Here is a 15,600-nt window from a genome sequence, read left to right on the forward strand (position 1 = left end):
ATTGGGTGTCAGTAGGGTTTCTTGCTGCGCTTGGCCGGCTTGCCGCGCGGCGCAGACGGGCGCGGCGCGTCCGCCGAATGCGGGGATGCGGGGTCATCGACCAGCTTGAAGTCGATGCGGCGATCCTCAAGGCTGGCCTTGAGCACGATCACCTCGACCTGGTCGCCAAGGCGGAATTCCAGCCCGCGACGATCGCCGGTGAGCGTCTTGCGGATCGGATCGAAGTGATAGAAGTCCTGCGGCAGCGAAGTGACGTGGACCAGTCCGCTGACCTTGGACTCGGTCAGTTCGACGAACAGGCCAAACGAAGTCACGCCGCTGATGGTGCCGGCAAAACGACCGCCAACGTGCTTTTCCATCCACGCGGCGCGGTAACGCTCGTCGACTTCGCGTTCGGCTTCGTCGGCGCGACGTTCGCGATCGGAGCACAACTGCGTCAATGCCGCCATCTCGCGCGGCGTCGGCCAGCCGCGGTCGGCGCTTCCGCCATGCAGGACGTGCTTGATCGCGCGATGCACGACCAGGTCCGGATAGCGGCGGATCGGCGAAGTGAAATGCGCGTAGGCATCGAGCGCGAGACCGAAGTGCCCGATGTTGTCCGGCGAGTACACCGCCAGGCTCTGGCTGCGTAGCAGCACCGACTCCAGCAACGGCGCATCGGCGCGTTCGCGGATCACCTTCAGCAGCGCGGTGAAATCGCCCGGCGTCACCTTGCTCCACGGCGGCATGCGCAGGTTGAATTCCTTGAGGAATTCCAGCAGGTCGGCGTACTTGGCTTCCGGCGGCTTGTCGTGGATGCGGAACGGCGCCGGCATGTGGTGGGCGAGCAGGAAGCGCGCGGCCTCGACGTTCGCCGCGATCATGCATTCCTCGATCAGCTTGTGGGCGTCGTTGCGCTGGAGCATCCCGGCCTGAACCACGTCGCCGGTATTGTCGAGCACGAAGCGTACTTCCGACGATTCGAATTCGATCGCGCCGCGCTTCTGGCGCGCCTCGGCCAGCACCTTGTAGAGCGCGTGCAGCTGCTGCACCTGCGGCAACAGGCTGCCGACGCGCTGCAACGCATCCTCGCGGGCATCGTCGGGGATGCCGTCGCCGATCGCGTTCCACACCTGGGTATAGGTGAGCCGCGCATGCGAGTTCATCACCGCTTCGTGGAAGCTCGACGATTTCACCTGGCCATGGGCATCGACCTGCATGTCGCAGGCGAAGCACAGGCGATCGACTTTCGGATTGAGCGAACAGATGCCGTTCGACAGCGTCTCCGGCAGCATCGGGACCACGAAGCCGGGGAAATACACGCTGGTCGCGCGCAGCAGGGCTTCCTGATCGAGCGGCGTCCCCGGCTGCACGTAATTCGAGACATCGGCGATCGCGACGATCAGGCGGAAGCCACCGTCCTTCTGCGGCTCGCACCACACCGCGTCGTCGAAATCCTTGGCGTCCTCGCCATCGATGGTCACCAGCGGCAGCGTGCGCAGATCGAGGCGCGCGACCGTCATCGCCGGCGTGACTTCCTGGGGAACGTTGGCGGCTTCGTCCAGCACGTCCTGCGGGAATTCGTGCGGCAGGTCGTGGCCGTGGATCGCGGCCTCCACCACCAGCGACGCCGTCAGCTTGTCGCCGAGCACGGCGACGATGCGGCCGATCGGCGGGCGCACCGCATCGGCAGCCTGGGTGATCTCGCACACCACGAGTTGACCGTTGCGGGCGTCGCCGCGGGCATCCGTCGGGATCTGCACATTGCGCTGGATGCGGCGATCGTCCGGCACCACGTAGCTGATGCCCGACTCCAGCACGAAACGCCCGGTGAGGCGGTTGAGCCTGCGCTCCAACACCTCGACCACCTGGCCTTCGGGACGACCACGGCGGTCGAGCCCGGTGATGCAGGCGAGCACCTTGTCGCCATGCATGGCCTTGCGCATTTCCAGGGGCGGCAGGAACAGGTCCTCGCCACCCTCGTCGGGACGCAGGAAGCCGAAACCGTCGGGGTTGGCGATCACCGTCCCGCGCACCAGGTCGACCGCGCGCGCCGGCAGGTAGTCGCCGGCGCGATTCCGCAGCAACTGGCCATCGCGCACCATCGCCGAGAGGCGACGGTTGAGGATTTCGAAACGCTCGGGGGCGACCAGGTCGAAGGTCTGCGCCAGGGTCTGCGCCGATTGCGGCCCTTCCGACTTCGACAACGCCAGCAGGATGGCCTCTCGGCTGGCGATCGGGTCGGCGTAGCGTTCGGCTTCGCGATGGGCCATCGGATCGTGCGCACCGCCTTTCCCGGGACGATTGCCGGACGCGCGCGCATCGGACCTGCCCTTGCCGCCCGTCGCCGGCATCCACGACGGCAACGACGACTTGCCGCCGCGACCACCCGATCCCTGCCGCGCACCGCGCCCCTGCTGGCCGCCACCGGACGATCCCTTGCCGCCCGCGCCTTTCCCGGTTTTCTTGCTCATGGCGCCATGGTCGCACACTGGCGAGGAACGTCATCGCGACCGACAGATCGGCTTGACGACGCCAGGCCGCATCAGCATAATGGGCGGCTCGTTCGCCCAGGTGGCGGAATTGGTAGACGCACTAGTTTCAGGTACTAGCGGGTAAAACCGTGGAGGTTCGAGTCCTCTCCTGGGCACCAACGAACGAATCAAGAACCTCGCGAAAGCGGGGTTTTTTGTTGCCTGCGCGATCCCCGCGAGCTCACCCGCGCCCTGCCGCGCTTGCCTGCGACTTCAACGAGGCGCCTGAAGGTCGGGCACTCCATGTGCGACGACGCCCGGCAATCGGCAACGTGGCGCAGGGTGTCGCGCAATGTCGCCAATTCCCGGATTTGCCGGTCGATGCCGTCCGCCTTTTGATGGAGCACGGCCCGTGGCAACTCCCGCATGCCGTTGGCGGCGAACATCCCGGCGATTTCCGCAAGCGAGAACCCCGCGGCCTTGCCCATCGAAATCAGCTTGAGCTGCAACAACACGTCCGGCGAAAACTGCCTGCGCAGCCCATTGCGCGAAACCGCGGAAACGAGTCCGGCCTCTTCGTAATAGCGCAGCGCCGATGGCTTGATGCCGCTCAGCGCCGAAACCTCGCCGATATCCAGGAATTCCATGCTTGACTTCAAGTTGACTTGAAGCCGTAGCCTGCGCCGAAACGAAATCCCGGGCAAGAGGTCATACGATGGAACAGGCAATCGCGCTCACGTCGCGCAAGACACGGTCGATCACCATCACGCTCGCCTTGTCGACGTTGCTGGCCTCGCTTGGCACCAGCATCGCCAACATCGCGCTGCCGACGCTCACCGAAGCATTCTCGGCGCCCTTCGCACGCGTGCAGATGGTCGTTGTCGCCTTTCTCGCCGCAATGACGATTTCCGTCGCCATTGCCGGCAGGCTTGGCGATCGCCTGGGCCTGAAGCGCATGCTCGTCGCGGGACTGGCGTTGTTCACTGTTGCCGCAGCGCTTTGTGCCGTGGCGCCGGACTTGCGACTGCTGATCGTCGCGAGAGCGCTTCAAGGCATCGGCGCAGCCTTCCTGATGACGCTGTCGATGGCCACGATGCGCCAGAGCGCCGACGAAGCGCGCGCGGGGCGCGCAATGGGCTTGCTTGGCACGGTATCGGCGATGGGCACGGCGCTCGGCCCGTCGCTCGGAGGACTGCTGATTTCCGCGACGGGCTGGCGCGGCATCTTCTGGATGCAACTGCCGCTGGCTGCAATCGCCCTGCTCCTCGCGCTCGCCACGCTGCCTGCCGACTCCGACGAGGAAAAATCGACACCGGCAAAACTGCTGCAGGTGCCTGACAAGCGCCTGACCCAGAACCTCATCGTCAATTTCCTGGTCGCGGCGGTGATGATGACGACACTGGTGGTCGCGCCTTTCTATCTCGGCCTCGGTCTCGGCCTTGGGAAAACGTCGGTCGGGCTCGTCATGGCCATCGGGCCCGCGATTTCCGTCTTCAGCGGCATCCCCTCGGGACGGTTCGTCGACATCCATGGAAGCCGCCGCATGCTCGGCGTCGGGCTCGTGCTTCTCGCCACTGGCGCATTCCTTCTCGCATTCCTGCCGAATCTGATCGGCGTCGCCGGCTACGCAGTGTCGATCGCGATCCTGACGCCGGGCTATCAGCTGTTCCAGGCGGCCAACAACACCGCTGCACTGGCGAACGCCCCCAAGGACCGGCGCGGCACGGTGTCGGGACTGCTCAACCTGTCGCGGAACACGGGGTTGATCGCGGGCGCGTCCGCAATGGGCGGGCTTTTCGCCTTCGGGACCGGAACCGGGGATTTCACCCATGCGATGCCTGCGGCGATCGCCGCAGGCATGCGGCTGACGTTCCTGGTCGCGGGGAGCATGATGGTCGTCGCGACCGCGATCGCGCCTCCCCGATCCGTTATCCTGAGGCGGTGAACCTGCTGCGCCATCCTGCTTTCCACTTCGTCAGGCTGCCGGCCTTGCTGGCGGTCCTGCTGCTGGCGACGCTGCCGACGTTGGGCCGGCTGCAGGCAGCACCAGCCGGCATGTCCGCCGCCAAGGTCGCGTTGTGCACCGTTGATGGATTGCGGTCGGTGCAGCTGGTCTTGGCGCCGGCACACGACGCGACGCTGCCGGCCGCGCCGGAACATCACCAACACGACGACTGCGCCTACTGCCCGCTGCTGGCCGGACTCGCGCAGCTCTCCGTCGCACCACTGCTGCAGCTGTTGCCGCCCGATGCCGGCGCGCAGCCGCGCGTTGAATCCGCAGCACGCATCGCATCCATCGCCGACACCGGGCTCGGCGCCCGCGGACCTCCGGGCAATCGGGCATCGATCCCCGCCTGATCCGCGCGCGCGTCCGCGCGCATCCGTATTCCCCGGAGTTCCAATGTCTGCCTCTTCCCATGCGATGCCGCGTGCGTCGCTGCTGGCCGTTGCCACCTGCCTGGCACTGCCCGCGATCACCTGTGCGCAATCCGCGCCATCGCAATCTCCCGCTCCCGCCGACAAACCGACGCAAGTGTTCGACACGGTGACGATCCGCGGCATGCAGCCGACTTCGCTGCCCACCCAGGTGCCGACCACGATCGAAGGCATCACCGGCACCGAAGTGCGCGAACGCATCAACGCGACCGACGCCGAGGACGCGCTGAAGTATTTCCCCAGCCTGCTGGTGCGCAAGCGCTACATCGGCGACTACGACCACGCGGTGCTGGCGACGCGCGCATCGGGCACCAACAACAGCGCGCGATCGCTCGTCTACGCCGACGGCATCCTGCTGTCGAACCTGCTGGGCAACGGCGCGACGTTCACGCCGCGCTGGGGCATGGTCGATCCTGCTGAAATCGAACGCGTGGATGTCCTCTATGGGCCCTTCTCCGCCGCCTATCCCGGCAATTCGGTTGGTGCGGTCGTCGATTACGTGACGCGGATGCCCGCTCGCCTCGAAGTCCATGCGCGTGCCGGTTATGCACTGGAACGCGCGCGGGTCTATGGCTCGCGCGGCGATTTCCCGGCACGGTCGTTCCAGGTCTCCGCAGGCGATCGCTGGGGTGCGTTGTCGGCATGGCTGTCGGTGAACCGCAGCGACAGCGACGCGCACCCGATCGCTTTCGCCACCCTGCCCGGGAGTTCCGGCAAGACCGGTACGCCCGCGACGGCCGTGACCGGCGCGATTGCCGGCGACAACCCGCGCGGGCAACCATGGTACGTGGTCGGCGCATCCGGCCAGACCCACACCACGCAGGATCTGGTGAAGCTGAAGCTGGCCTGGGACATCCGCCCCGGATTGCGCCTGAGCTATCTCGTCGACCAATGGCATAACGACGCCGACCGCGGCGCGGAAACCTATCTGCGCGATGCCAACGGCATGCCGGTGTATTCGGGCAACATGACGATCGATGGCCTCAACTACACCCTCGCTGCCACCGCATTGCCGCTGCAGCAGACCGAAATGAAGCATCGCATGCAGGGCATGACCCTGCGCCAGGGCGGCAATGGCCGCTGGACGTGGGCATTGGCCGCAAGTCGCTACGACTATGTCGTCGATCGCGTGCGCTCGCCGCTGGTGGCGCTCCCGTCGGCGGAGACTGGCGGCGCCGGATTGCTGGCCGACAGCCACGGCACCGGCTGGACTACGTTCACGGCTCGTGCGACCTGGCGTCCCGCCGCGCATATCGTCGAATTCGGAATCGGCGACGATGCGTATCGCCTGCGCACGCGGGTCGTGTCATTGCAGGATTGGCAGCGCGACAGCGATGGCCCGCGGGCATCGGCGTTCGCGGGAACCACGCGACTGGCCAGCGCATTCGTGCAGGACACCTGGCGCATCGCACCGCGATGGACGTCGATGCTGGGCTTGCGCAGCGAACGCTGGGAAGCACGCGACGGCCTCCTGGCCAACGCCGCATCCGTGTTGCGTTTCGCGCCGCGCAGCCAGTCGACGTTGTCGCCCAAGGCCGCGCTGGAATTCCTGCCATCGCAGGAATGGTCGCTGAAAGCATCGATCGGTCGCGCCGTGCGCTTCCCGACGGTGAGCGAGCTGTACCAGGGCACGATCGCCAGCGGCAGCATCGTCAACAACGATCCCAACCTGCGACCGGAACGCTCGGTCACTTCCGAGCTGTCGGCGATCCGCAAGACCGACCACGGCGACATGCGCGCGACCGTGTTCAACGAATTCACGCGCGACGCCCTGTATTCGCAGACCGACGTCACCGTGACTCCGAACATCACCAACATCCAGAACGTCGACGCCATCCGCACCCGTGGGCTGGAACTCGCCACGCACGCGGACAACGTCGGCATCGCCGGGCTGGAGCTCGATGCCAGCCTGACCTGGACCGATTCGCGGATCACCCGCAACCATCGCTTCCCCGCAAGCGAAGGGAAATGGCAACCGCGCGTGCCGCGCTGGCGCGCCAACCTGCTGGCGACATGGCGCGCGGACGACCACTGGAGCATCACCGGCGGCGTACGCTACAGCGGCCAGCAATACAACACGCTCGACAACAGCGACATCCACAGCCATGCCTATACGGGAACCAGCCCGTTCCTGGTGGCGGATGTCAAACTGCACTATCGTCGCGACGCGCACTGGAGCGGCGCGTTCGGCGTGGACAATCTCGGCGGCCAGACCTACTGGGCCTTCCATCCCTACAACCAGAGGACGTGGATGGCGGAGTTGCGCTATGACCTCTAAGACACCCCGGCACAGCCGCTCCATCCGCATGTTCGCGCTCGCTGCGCTGGCGTTGATCGCGGCCGCATGCCATCCGGGAACATCGCAATCCGGACATGGCAAGTCGATCCCCAGCGAGCCGTGGCGCTTGCCTGCACCCGTCGATGCCTCTCTGGCGGATCTGTCGGTGACGCCATCGAACGAACTGCTGCTCTCGTGGGTACAGCCCGGCAGCGGCGACGATCAGGCATTGATGCTCTCCCGCTATGCCTCGGGACGCTGGACGCCCGTGGTCACGGTCGCGCATTCGACATGGTTCGGCAACGCGATGGATACGCCACACGTGCGCATGACCGCAGACGGAACGCTGTGGGCGCAGTGGCTCGGCCGCAATACGAATGGCTCCGGGCATGCGCGCGATGTCCTGCTGTCACGCTCGCTGGATGGCGGCCGCAACTGGTCGCAGCCCGTGAACGTCAATACCGACGGCACTGCGACCGAACACGGTTTCACTGCGTTGTGGCCGGCGTCGCGCGATCGCCTTGGCATCGCCTGGCTGGACGGCCGCGCGACGATCGCCTCGGGCTCGACGATGTTGCGTGCCACATCGTTCGGAACGCGCCTCGATCGCGGCGATGAAGCCGTCGTCGACGTCTCCACATGCGATTGCTGCCGGACGAACGCGGCGATGACCACCAGCGGCCCCATCCTCGCCTATCGCGGACGCACCGCTGCGGAAGTCCGCGACATCATGGTGGCCCGGCTTGATACGGGGCGCTGGAGCACGCCCGCCAACGTCCACGCCGATGGCTGGGTGTTGAAAGGCTGCCCGATGAACGGTCCGGCAATCGCGGCGAAGGATGATGCGGTTGCAGTGGCGTGGTACACCGGCATCGGCGATGTCCAGGCGCTGCGCGTTGCCTACAGCCTCGATGGCGGCCGGAAATTCGGCGCCCCTGTGGAACTTTCGCGCAATCCCCGCCTGCAAGGTCGCGCCAGCACCGCGCTCATCGGCAATGGAACATGGGTGACATGGCTGGATGACGAATCAGGCGCGGCCGTGCTCAAGCTTGCGCGCATCGATTTCAATGCCCGCAATCCGGCCATCGAGTCGATGACCTTGCACACGCTTGCCGGGCGTGACCGCGGCGCCGGCTACAGCCGTCTTGCCGCAGCGGATGGCAAGCTCTATGTGCTCTGGAGCGATGTCGCCGCAGATCGCCCGGTATTGGCTGGCGCTGTCGTTTCCCCGAAGGATTGACGCCTCAACGCACGGTCGCGTCCGAGAACTGCGAGAAATCCTTGCCCGCCATCCGCAAGCCCTTGCGCAGGTAGGCACGGATTTCGCCATCGGGCGGTTGCGGCGCCGCACCGCCCAGGTGTGCATGGAAGAGTTGTTCCAGTTCGAACAACCAGGCTTCGCGCGCGACCGGTTCGCGATTGGAATGCCCGGCGTCGGCGTCGACCAGCAGGCTGGCGTCGCTGCCGGCCAGTTTCAGTCGCGCCGCATATTCGATGACGCCGGCGATGCCGACGCGCTGGTCTTCGCCACCCGCCGCGATCAGCAACGGACGGCGCATGCGCGCCGCATTGGCCAGTGGCGACTGCGCATGCAAGCGCGCCATCGTCGTCGCATCGGCGGGATCCACGCCCATCATCCGCGCCCAGTCGCGCATCGGCACCACGTTGCCGAGTTGCAACGCCTCGGGGTTGCGCAGGATCCAGCGCAATACCCAGCCGAAATCCGGTGGCGGCACCATCGCCGCGCCGGCCTTGAACAATTCCGGCTGGAAGGTCACCCCGAGCAGCGTGGAATATCCACCGAACGATGCACCGGTGATGCCGACGCGATTGGCATCGCCGACGCCGTTCGCCAGCAACCAGCGCGTGCCTTCGACGATGTCCTGCTGCACGCGGCCATTGCCGAAATCGCTGCCGGCGCCCATCACGTAGGCACGTCCATGACCGGTGGACGAACGCGGATTCGGCTCGAATACCGCATATCCGCGATTGGCCAGCATCTGCGTCACCGCGCGGAACTCCGGACGCCAATGGCTCCACGGCCCGCCATGCACGTTGACGACCAGCGGCAGCGTCGCTGCATCGCGTCCCGGCGGCAGGGTCAGGAAACCATGTAGCTGCATGCCATCGGAGGCACGCCAACTCACCGGCAACACATTGGCGACTGCCGCAATCGGAATATGCGTCGCCGGCTTGCCGCCACGCGCGAAAGTCGGCGCATCGTCGAACAGGAAGTCCAGCGTTCGCGTGCGCGGATCGAACAGATGCCAACGCCGTCCCTGCAAGGCACCGCCGCGTTCTTCCACCAGCCACGCGTTGGGCGCGGCCTGGAGATCGAGATCGCGTCCCGGCAGTTTTGCCTGCAGCGCCGCGAGTGGTGCGGCATCTGCGGCATCCAAGGACTGCAGCATGGGAACGGCACTGCGGTAGGCGACGAAACGCGGGCGATTGGTGGCCGGATCGAAGACCACCTCGTCGACATCGGCAATGCCGCGCGGATCGCCTTGCACGTCGCGCAGGCGACCATCGGGCGACAAGCTCTGCAATCGAGTGAGATCGCCACCGATGTCGCCTCGCAGCCATGCTCCGCCGTCCGGCATGGCGGCAAGCAAACCGCAGCGATGCAGATCCTCGCATCGCAGGACTGCGCGCGGACGTCCGTTCTCGAAGCGATACAGCACCTGTGCCGTGCCGTCCACCAACTGCAGCCAGAGCAGGCGTCCCTGCGCATCCGTCGCCGCATCGGTGATGCGCTGCCGGTCCCGCCACAGCTGCGTGCGCCGCCCCTGCGCATCGACGCGCTGCAGCGACCATGCGCTCGGCGTTCCCTGCATGGTCATTCCAGACTGCTCGATGGTGAGCACCGCCGCGCCCTGGCTGCCATCCACCGCAATGAGTTCGCGCTTCGCCTGCCCGCCCAGGGTGACGACGATGCCGGAACCGGCCTGCCCGCGCGCCGCGAGCGCAAACACTTCGCGCGGCGACTGCAGCAGCAGCCAACGGCTGTCGCGCGTCCACGCGATCTCGCGTGCGCCGGTATTGCCAAGGAGGCGACGCGGCGTGGCATCGCCGGCAAGCGTGCGCGACCAGACTTCACGACTGCGGCCATTCTGGCGCAGCCACGCAAGTCGGCTGCCATCCGGCGACAACACCACCGACGTCGTTGCCGGCTCCAGCAGGAAGGCGCCTCGCGGCAGCTGCGGCGCCGGGGATGCCGCACGTTGTGCCTTGGCGAAGGCGCGCAGCGCGGCGGCATCATCGGTGGCGGCATGCAGTGGTCGCGGCGACAACCCGCAGAAGATCGCGACAGTTGCAGCAGCAACGCATGTTCCCCAACGCCCGCGGATCATCGGCGCGGCACCGTCAGCCACAAGGCTGCCAATGCCGGCAGCCCGAGTACGCCGCAGGCAACGATCCAGGCGATGCGCGCCGGCATCGACAGGACACGATTCGCGCTCACCCGCAATGCCGCCACCAGCGAAAGCAGGCACAGCCCGATGCCGAGCCACAGGATCGAGCGCGGCATCGGCGCCGGCGCGGTGGCGTCCAGCGGCATCGCCGGTGCGAACAGATCGCGCGCGGCTTCGCGGATCGCGTAAAGCACGGGAGACGGCCACCATGCGCTGTAGCGATACAACGCCGGATAGTCGAAATCCAGCGCGCGGCGATTGACGGTTTCGACGCGGCCATCATCGTGTACGTGCAGTGCAACCAGATACGGCGCGGCACCGGTGTTGGCATGCGACTTCGCCGAATACAGGAAGGTGATCAGATAGCCGTCGACCAGCTCGATCAGATCCAGGTTGCGCAGGTCGCCCATCGCGCCCGGCATCTGCACGCGCAGGCGCGGCGTCACCGGCAGCTGGTTTTCGACGAGGGCGCGGCCATCCAGGAAGTAGATCGCCTTGTCGCTCATCATCGCCACGGTTTCACCGACCGGACCGCCGCCAAGCAGGGTTTCGCCGCTGCGCGCACCGACCCGCGGGAACACCTGCCTGGTCTCGCTCACGTACTGGTAAAGGGTATTGCCCCCCACCAGCACGGCGTCGCCCTCGCCCATGCCGCGCAGGCCAGCGCCGGGCAATGCGACTGCGGGGAATGGCGCATTCGCCGCACCCACGCCCACCACGCCGACCGGCTTGCGCATGGCGAGATCGTAGCCATGCAGGCGCATGTCGTCGTGGCTGAATACCCAGCGCACGTTGCGATGGCCGTCGTCGAACTCCATCGGGCGGAAGTTCGCCAGTTCGTTCTTGCGTGGCAAGACCGGCACCTGCACGTCGATGCCCTGCGGATCGGACAGCTTGACCTGCTCGCGCAACAAGGCTGCATCGGGATCGTGGCTGTCCTGCAGCGCGGCCAGCATGCGTCCGCGGTTGTCGAGCTTCTCGACGAAGTTGTGCCCGCCGGGCGGTGGCGTGGTGGTGTTGTTGGGGTGGCTGCCCTGCGCGATCCACGCGAACTCGATGGCGATGAAGCACAGCATGACCAGCAGATACGCCGCCATCGCCGCCGGCAATGCAGCGACCAGGGTGCCTGCCAATGATCGCGGGGGCGCCGACAAGTCCGGCTTGAACGCACCCAGCAACAGCATCGCCAACCACGCCAGCACGATGCCCTCCACCGCCAGAACGCCGAAGCCGAAGGCGCGACTGGTGATGATCCAGGCCAGCAACACCAATGCCGTCCCGGCATGGCGTACGCCGCGCAATGCGGAGAATGCGCCCGCCATCCATGCGCACAGCGCGATCAGCCAGGCCGAAAGCGGCAGCAGCCAATGGCGCAGATCGACCACGCGCGCGGTCATCGTGTCCTGCCACAAAGCAATCAACGCGATCGGCAATGCGACTGCCAGCGCCAGCAACAGCGCCGCGGCAATCGCCAATGCGGCGGCGATGCGCTGCTGCGGCAATGGCCGATGCAGCAGGTTCAACCATTGGCTGGGCTTGCGATACGTGCCCAACTGGTACAGGCCGAACAGCAGGCCGACCAGCGCATACACCCCGCCGATCACCCAATGCACGATCAATGGTTGCTGGGCCATGTCCACCAGTCGCGACATGAAACCCAGGGCGATGATGTGCACGCCGGCCAATGCCGCGGCCCATCCGCGGAAACGCACCAATTCACTCTTGATCAGATCGAACATCTTCGTGTCCTCGTGCGCTCAGGCCGCAGCCGGCGCGGCATGGTTCTTGGCAAGGAAGGCATTGACCGCGCGATCCAGGCTCACGGGCATCGACTGCACGTTGCGCGCGCCAGCTTCGCGCAGCAGGCGCTCGAAACCGTCGTCCTGGTCCAGCACCAGGTAGTGATGCAGGCCGTCGAGCCGCTGCACTTCCAGCAGGCCGGGCAAGCTGCGCGGATCGGGACCCTTGAACGGCACGTCCGCCACCCAGTGCGTCACGCGCGAGGTGAAATCCTCCGGCGCCGACATGTTCCTGAGCTGTCCCTGCTCGAGGATGATGAGGTTGTCGGCGACGCGCTCGATCTCCTCCATCTGGTGCGAGCAATAGATCACCGTGCATTCGTCGGTGGCATTGCTGTACATCAGCGATTCCAGGAACGCGCGCTTGGCGACCACGTCGAGGCCCAGCGTCGGCTCGTCGAGCACCAGCAGTTCGGGCTGCTGCGCCAGCGCCAGCGCGAGGTTGAAGCCGGCGCGTTCGCCGCGCGACAGCTGGCCGACTTTTTGCTCGGGCAGCACGTGGTAATGGCCGATCACGCCATCGAACGCATGCTGGTTCCAGCGCAGATACTGGTTCCGCTGCATCGCCATCACCTGCGACACCCGCATCCAGTTCGGCAAGGTGTGCTCTTCGTTCACGAAGCCAATCCGGCTGCGATCGTCCGGCGTGAGTTGCTGGCTGTCCTTGCCGAGGATGCGCGCCTCGCCCGTGCTGGGCGGCAGGAATCCCAGCAGGATGCGGAACAAGGTCGATTTGCCGGCGCCATTGGCGCCGACGATGGCGTGGATGCGCCCGCGCGGGATCGCGAGATCGAGGTGATCCAGCGCGAGCTTGCGGCCATAACGCTTGCTCAGCGCGCGGGTTTCGATGATGTAGTCGCTGTCTGCGTCCATGTCGGTTTCCAGTGCAGTCGGTTCAATGCCGCTCAGGCGGTCTTGCGGGGAACAAGCAGGCGAAACTCGTGCGCGACGCGCGCCTCCACTTCTTCGGGCGCGAAGCCCAGCGGAACCACGTCGTTGATGAAGCGACCGACGGCATCGTCGAGCCGGCGCTCGCGTTCGACATCGGACAGGCGCTGGCGCGGCAGCGCGACGTAGAAGCCCATGCCCTGTCGCGACTCCAGCCAGCCCTCGGTGGTCAGTTCGGCGTAGGCCTTGGCCACGGTGTTCGGGTTGATCATCAGTTGCTGCGCCAGCCCGCGGACGCTGGGCAGCTGGTCGCCGCTGGCGAGCTCGTCGGTGGCGATCTTCATGCGCACGGCATCGACGATCTGGCGCACGATCGGGCGCGGATCGCCGGTGGCGATCTGGATCATCAGGGCAACAGTCCGGGCCATGGCAGCCATCCGTTTGTGTGTACTAGTACGAATAGTACAGTTGGATGGCGCTTTGTCAACCGGGCATGCGCCGGCGTGCCCGAAGCAGGCTTTTCAAGACTCAGGAAGGCAACAACGCGCGCAGGCCAGTGGGTGCGCCCGATGGCGGGCGTGCGCTTTAAACCCGCCCCAGCACCAGCGTCGCGTTGGTGCCGCCGAAGCCGAAGCTGTTCGACATCACGGTGTCGAGACGCGCATCGACGGTCTCGCGCACGACCGGGAAGCCTTCGCAGCGCGGATCGAGGTTGGCGATGTTGGCCGACGCAGCGATGAAACCGTCGCGCATCATCAGCAGCGAATAGATCGCTTCGTGCACGCTGGCCGCACCGAGCGAATGCCCGCTCAGCGCCTTGGTCGACGACAGCCTCGGCACCGCATGGCCGAAGGCCGCGCGCACGGCGTCGAGCTCGGTGACATCGCCAACCGGCGTCGAAGTACCGTGGGTGTTGAGATAGTCGATCTGGCGTTCGACGCCCTGCATCGCCATCTGCATGCAACGCACCGCGCCCTCGCCGCTCGGCGCGACCATGTCGGCGCCATCGCTGGTCACGCCATAGCCGAGCAATTCGGCGTGGATGCGCGCACCGCGACGCATCGCATGCTCATAGTCTTCCAGCACCAGCATGCCGGCGCCGCTACCGATCACGAAACCGTCGCGATCGACATCGTACGGACGCGACGCCAGGTGCGGGGTGTCGTTGAAATGCGTGGACAACGCGCCCATCGCGTCGAACTGGCAGGTCATCGCCCAGTCGAGTTCTTCGCCGCCGCCGGCGAACACGACGTCCTGCGCGCCGTGTCGGATCAGGTCGGCGCCGGCACCGATGCAATGCGCCGACGTGGCGCAGGCCGCGGAAATCGAATAGCTGACGCCGCGGATCGAATACGCCGTGGCCAGGGCCGCCGACACCGTCGAACACATCGTGCGCGGCACCATGTACGGCCCGACCTTGCGCACGCCCTTCTCGCGCATCAGGTCGGCGGTTTCGGTCTGCCAGCGCGGCGAACCGCCGCCGGAACCGGCGATCACGCCGACGCGCGGCTGGCTGATCGTCTCGTCGTCGAGGCCGGCATCATGGATGGCATCGCCCATCGCCACGTGGGCGTAGGCGGCGGCATCGCCCATGAAACGCTTCTGCTTGCGGTCGATGCGCGCTTCGAGGTCGATCTCGCAAACGCCGGCGACCTGGCTGCGCAGGCCCATGTCGGCGTAGTCCTGCATGAAACGCAGGCCCGATCGGCTTTCGCGCAACGCGCGCGACACCTCGTCCGCGGTATTGCCCAGCGGCGAGACGAGCCCCATGCCGGTGATGACGACGCGACGCATCAGAAATCGTCCGTGGAATTGAACAGGCCGACGCGCAGATTGCTGGCAGTGTAGATCTCGCGACCGTCGACCAGGGTGCGGCCATCGGCGATCACCAGCCGCAGCTTGCCGCGCAGCACGCGACGGATGTCGATCTCGTAAGACACGGTGCGCGCGCTCGGCAGCACCTGCCCGGTGAATTTCACTTCGCCGACGCCCAGGGCGCGACCGCGTCCATGTTCGCCCAGCCACGGCAGGTAGAAGCCGGCGAGCTGCCACATCGCGTCGACACCGAGGCAACCCGGCATCACCGGATCGTCGATGAAGTGGCAGTCGAAGAACCAGAGGTCGGGACGGATGTCGAGTTCGGCGCGGATGAAGCCCTTGCCATTGCTGCCGCCATCCTCGTTGATCTCGGTGATGCGATCGAACATCAGCATCGGCGGAGCCGGCAATTTCGCGTTGCCGGCGCCGAACAGCTCGCCGCGGGCACAGGCGAGCAGTTGCTCGCGATCAAACGATGAAGCGCGGGTCATTGAAAGGCATCCGTGAACGAACTGGCA

12 protein-coding genes and 1 tRNA gene are annotated in these 15,600 nt (G+C 66.3%); 5 read left to right on the top strand and 8 right to left on the bottom strand.

Annotated features, from left to right (window positions below; all coding sequences use genetic code 11):
- Positions 1-8 precede the first annotated feature (8 nt).
- A complete protein-coding gene (gene rnr, locus ABE093_RS02830) occupies positions 9-2,453 on the bottom strand; it encodes a ribonuclease R (RefSeq protein ID WP_430759328.1) in 2,445 nt (814 codons plus the stop codon).
- A gap of 94 nt (positions 2,454-2,547) precedes the next feature.
- Between rnr and ABE093_RS02835 the strand changes: the two genes are divergently transcribed.
- Positions 2,548-2,632: transfer RNA gene (locus ABE093_RS02835), tRNA-Leu, on the top strand.
- Positions 2,633-2,641: 9 nt separating this feature from the next.
- Here the strand turns inward: ABE093_RS02835 and ABE093_RS02840 are convergent.
- Complete coding sequence (locus ABE093_RS02840; RefSeq protein WP_430759329.1) at positions 2,642-3,100, bottom strand: helix-turn-helix domain-containing protein; 459 nt, start codon at positions 3,098-3,100, stop codon at positions 2,642-2,644.
- A gap of 68 nt (positions 3,101-3,168) precedes the next feature.
- Between ABE093_RS02840 and ABE093_RS02845 the strand changes: the two genes are divergently transcribed.
- Genes ABE093_RS02845 through ABE093_RS02860 form a run of 4 tightly spaced genes read left to right on the top strand, consistent with a single transcriptional unit; the run spans position 3,169 to position 8,407 of the window.
- Complete coding sequence (locus tag ABE093_RS02845; RefSeq protein WP_430759330.1) at positions 3,169-4,398, top strand: MFS transporter; 1,230 nt, start codon at positions 3,169-3,171, stop codon at positions 4,396-4,398.
- On the top strand, positions 4,395-4,811 hold the full coding sequence (locus ABE093_RS02850) for a DUF2946 family protein (protein WP_430759331.1): 417 nt from the start codon (positions 4,395-4,397) through the stop codon (positions 4,809-4,811). Before ABE093_RS02845 ends, ABE093_RS02850 begins: the two co-directional genes overlap by 4 nt.
- Before the next feature lie 43 nt (positions 4,812-4,854).
- Positions 4,855-7,167, top strand: a complete 2,313-nt coding sequence (locus ABE093_RS02855; protein WP_430759332.1) for a TonB-dependent receptor — start codon at positions 4,855-4,857, stop codon at positions 7,165-7,167.
- A 28-nt stretch (positions 7,168-7,195) separates the two neighbouring features.
- Positions 7,196-8,407: a sialidase family protein gene (locus ABE093_RS02860; protein ID WP_430759333.1), complete on the top strand. Its 1,212-nt coding sequence runs from the start codon at positions 7,196-7,198 to the stop codon at positions 8,405-8,407.
- A gap of 4 nt (positions 8,408-8,411) precedes the next feature.
- Here the strand turns inward: ABE093_RS02860 and ABE093_RS02865 are convergent, their stop codons facing one another.
- The 6 genes from ABE093_RS02865 to fabA form a co-directional block, all read right to left on the bottom strand.
- Entirely contained in the window at positions 8,412-10,517 is a 2,106-nt protein-coding gene (locus ABE093_RS02865; protein WP_430759334.1) for an alpha/beta hydrolase family protein, read from the bottom strand.
- A complete protein-coding gene (locus ABE093_RS02870) occupies positions 10,514-12,316 on the bottom strand; it encodes a hypothetical protein (protein ID WP_430759335.1) in 1,803 nt (600 codons plus the stop codon). The genes ABE093_RS02865 and ABE093_RS02870 overlap by 4 nt, the downstream gene beginning before the upstream one ends.
- A gap of 18 nt (positions 12,317-12,334) precedes the next feature.
- A complete protein-coding gene (locus tag ABE093_RS02875; protein WP_430759336.1) occupies positions 12,335-13,249 on the bottom strand; it encodes an ABC transporter ATP-binding protein in 915 nt (304 codons plus the stop codon).
- A gap of 32 nt (positions 13,250-13,281) precedes the next feature.
- Positions 13,282-13,692 (bottom strand): GntR family transcriptional regulator, encoded by a 411-nt coding sequence (locus ABE093_RS02880; protein WP_430759337.1) that lies wholly within the window; start codon positions 13,690-13,692, stop codon positions 13,282-13,284.
- A 157-nt stretch (positions 13,693-13,849) separates the two neighbouring features.
- Positions 13,850-15,058, bottom strand: a complete 1,209-nt coding sequence (gene fabB / locus ABE093_RS02885) for a beta-ketoacyl-ACP synthase I (RefSeq protein ID WP_430759338.1) — start codon at positions 15,056-15,058, stop codon at positions 13,850-13,852.
- The gene (gene fabA / locus ABE093_RS02890) at positions 15,058-15,573 is read right to left on the bottom strand and encodes a 3-hydroxyacyl-[acyl-carrier-protein] dehydratase FabA (protein WP_430759339.1); all 516 of its coding nucleotides are present in this window, start codon (positions 15,571-15,573) and stop codon (positions 15,058-15,060) included. The genes fabB and fabA overlap by 1 nt, the downstream gene beginning before the upstream one ends.
- Positions 15,574-15,600 lie beyond the last annotated feature (27 nt).

This window comes from Solilutibacter silvestris (genome assembly GCF_050574925.1).
Classification (GTDB): Bacteria; Pseudomonadota; Gammaproteobacteria; order Xanthomonadales; family Xanthomonadaceae; genus Solilutibacter; species Solilutibacter silvestris_A.

What these genes read in the sequence shown, in the direction of transcription:
- rnr (WP_430759328.1), bottom strand. Translation starts at nt 2,453, where the DNA reads ATGAGCAAGAAAACCGGGAAAGGCGCGGGCGGCAAGGGATCGTCCGGT.
- ABE093_RS02840 (WP_430759329.1), bottom strand. Translation starts at nt 3,100, where the DNA reads ATGGAATTCCTGGATATCGGCGAGGTTTCGGCGCTGAGCGGCATCAAG.
- ABE093_RS02845 (WP_430759330.1), top strand. Translation starts at nt 3,169, where the DNA reads ATGGAACAGGCAATCGCGCTCACGTCGCGCAAGACACGGTCGATCACC.
- ABE093_RS02855 (WP_430759332.1), top strand. Translation starts at nt 4,855, where the DNA reads ATGTCTGCCTCTTCCCATGCGATGCCGCGTGCGTCGCTGCTGGCCGTT.
- ABE093_RS02860 (WP_430759333.1), top strand. Translation starts at nt 7,196, where the DNA reads ATGTTCGCGCTCGCTGCGCTGGCGTTGATCGCGGCCGCATGCCATCCG.
- ABE093_RS02865 (WP_430759334.1), bottom strand. Translation starts at nt 10,517, where the DNA reads ATGATCCGCGGGCGTTGGGGAACATGCGTTGCTGCTGCAACTGTCGCG.
- ABE093_RS02870 (WP_430759335.1), bottom strand. Translation starts at nt 12,316, where the DNA reads ATGTTCGATCTGATCAAGAGTGAATTGGTGCGTTTCCGCGGATGGGCC.
- ABE093_RS02875 (WP_430759336.1), bottom strand. Translation starts at nt 13,249, where the DNA reads ATGGACGCAGACAGCGACTACATCATCGAAACCCGCGCGCTGAGCAAG.
- ABE093_RS02880 (WP_430759337.1), bottom strand. Translation starts at nt 13,692, where the DNA reads ATGGCCCGGACTGTTGCCCTGATGATCCAGATCGCCACCGGCGATCCG.
- fabB (WP_430759338.1), bottom strand. Translation starts at nt 15,058, where the DNA reads ATGCGTCGCGTCGTCATCACCGGCATGGGGCTCGTCTCGCCGCTGGGC.
- fabA (WP_430759339.1), bottom strand. Translation starts at nt 15,573, where the DNA reads ATGACCCGCGCTTCATCGTTTGATCGCGAGCAACTGCTCGCCTGTGCC.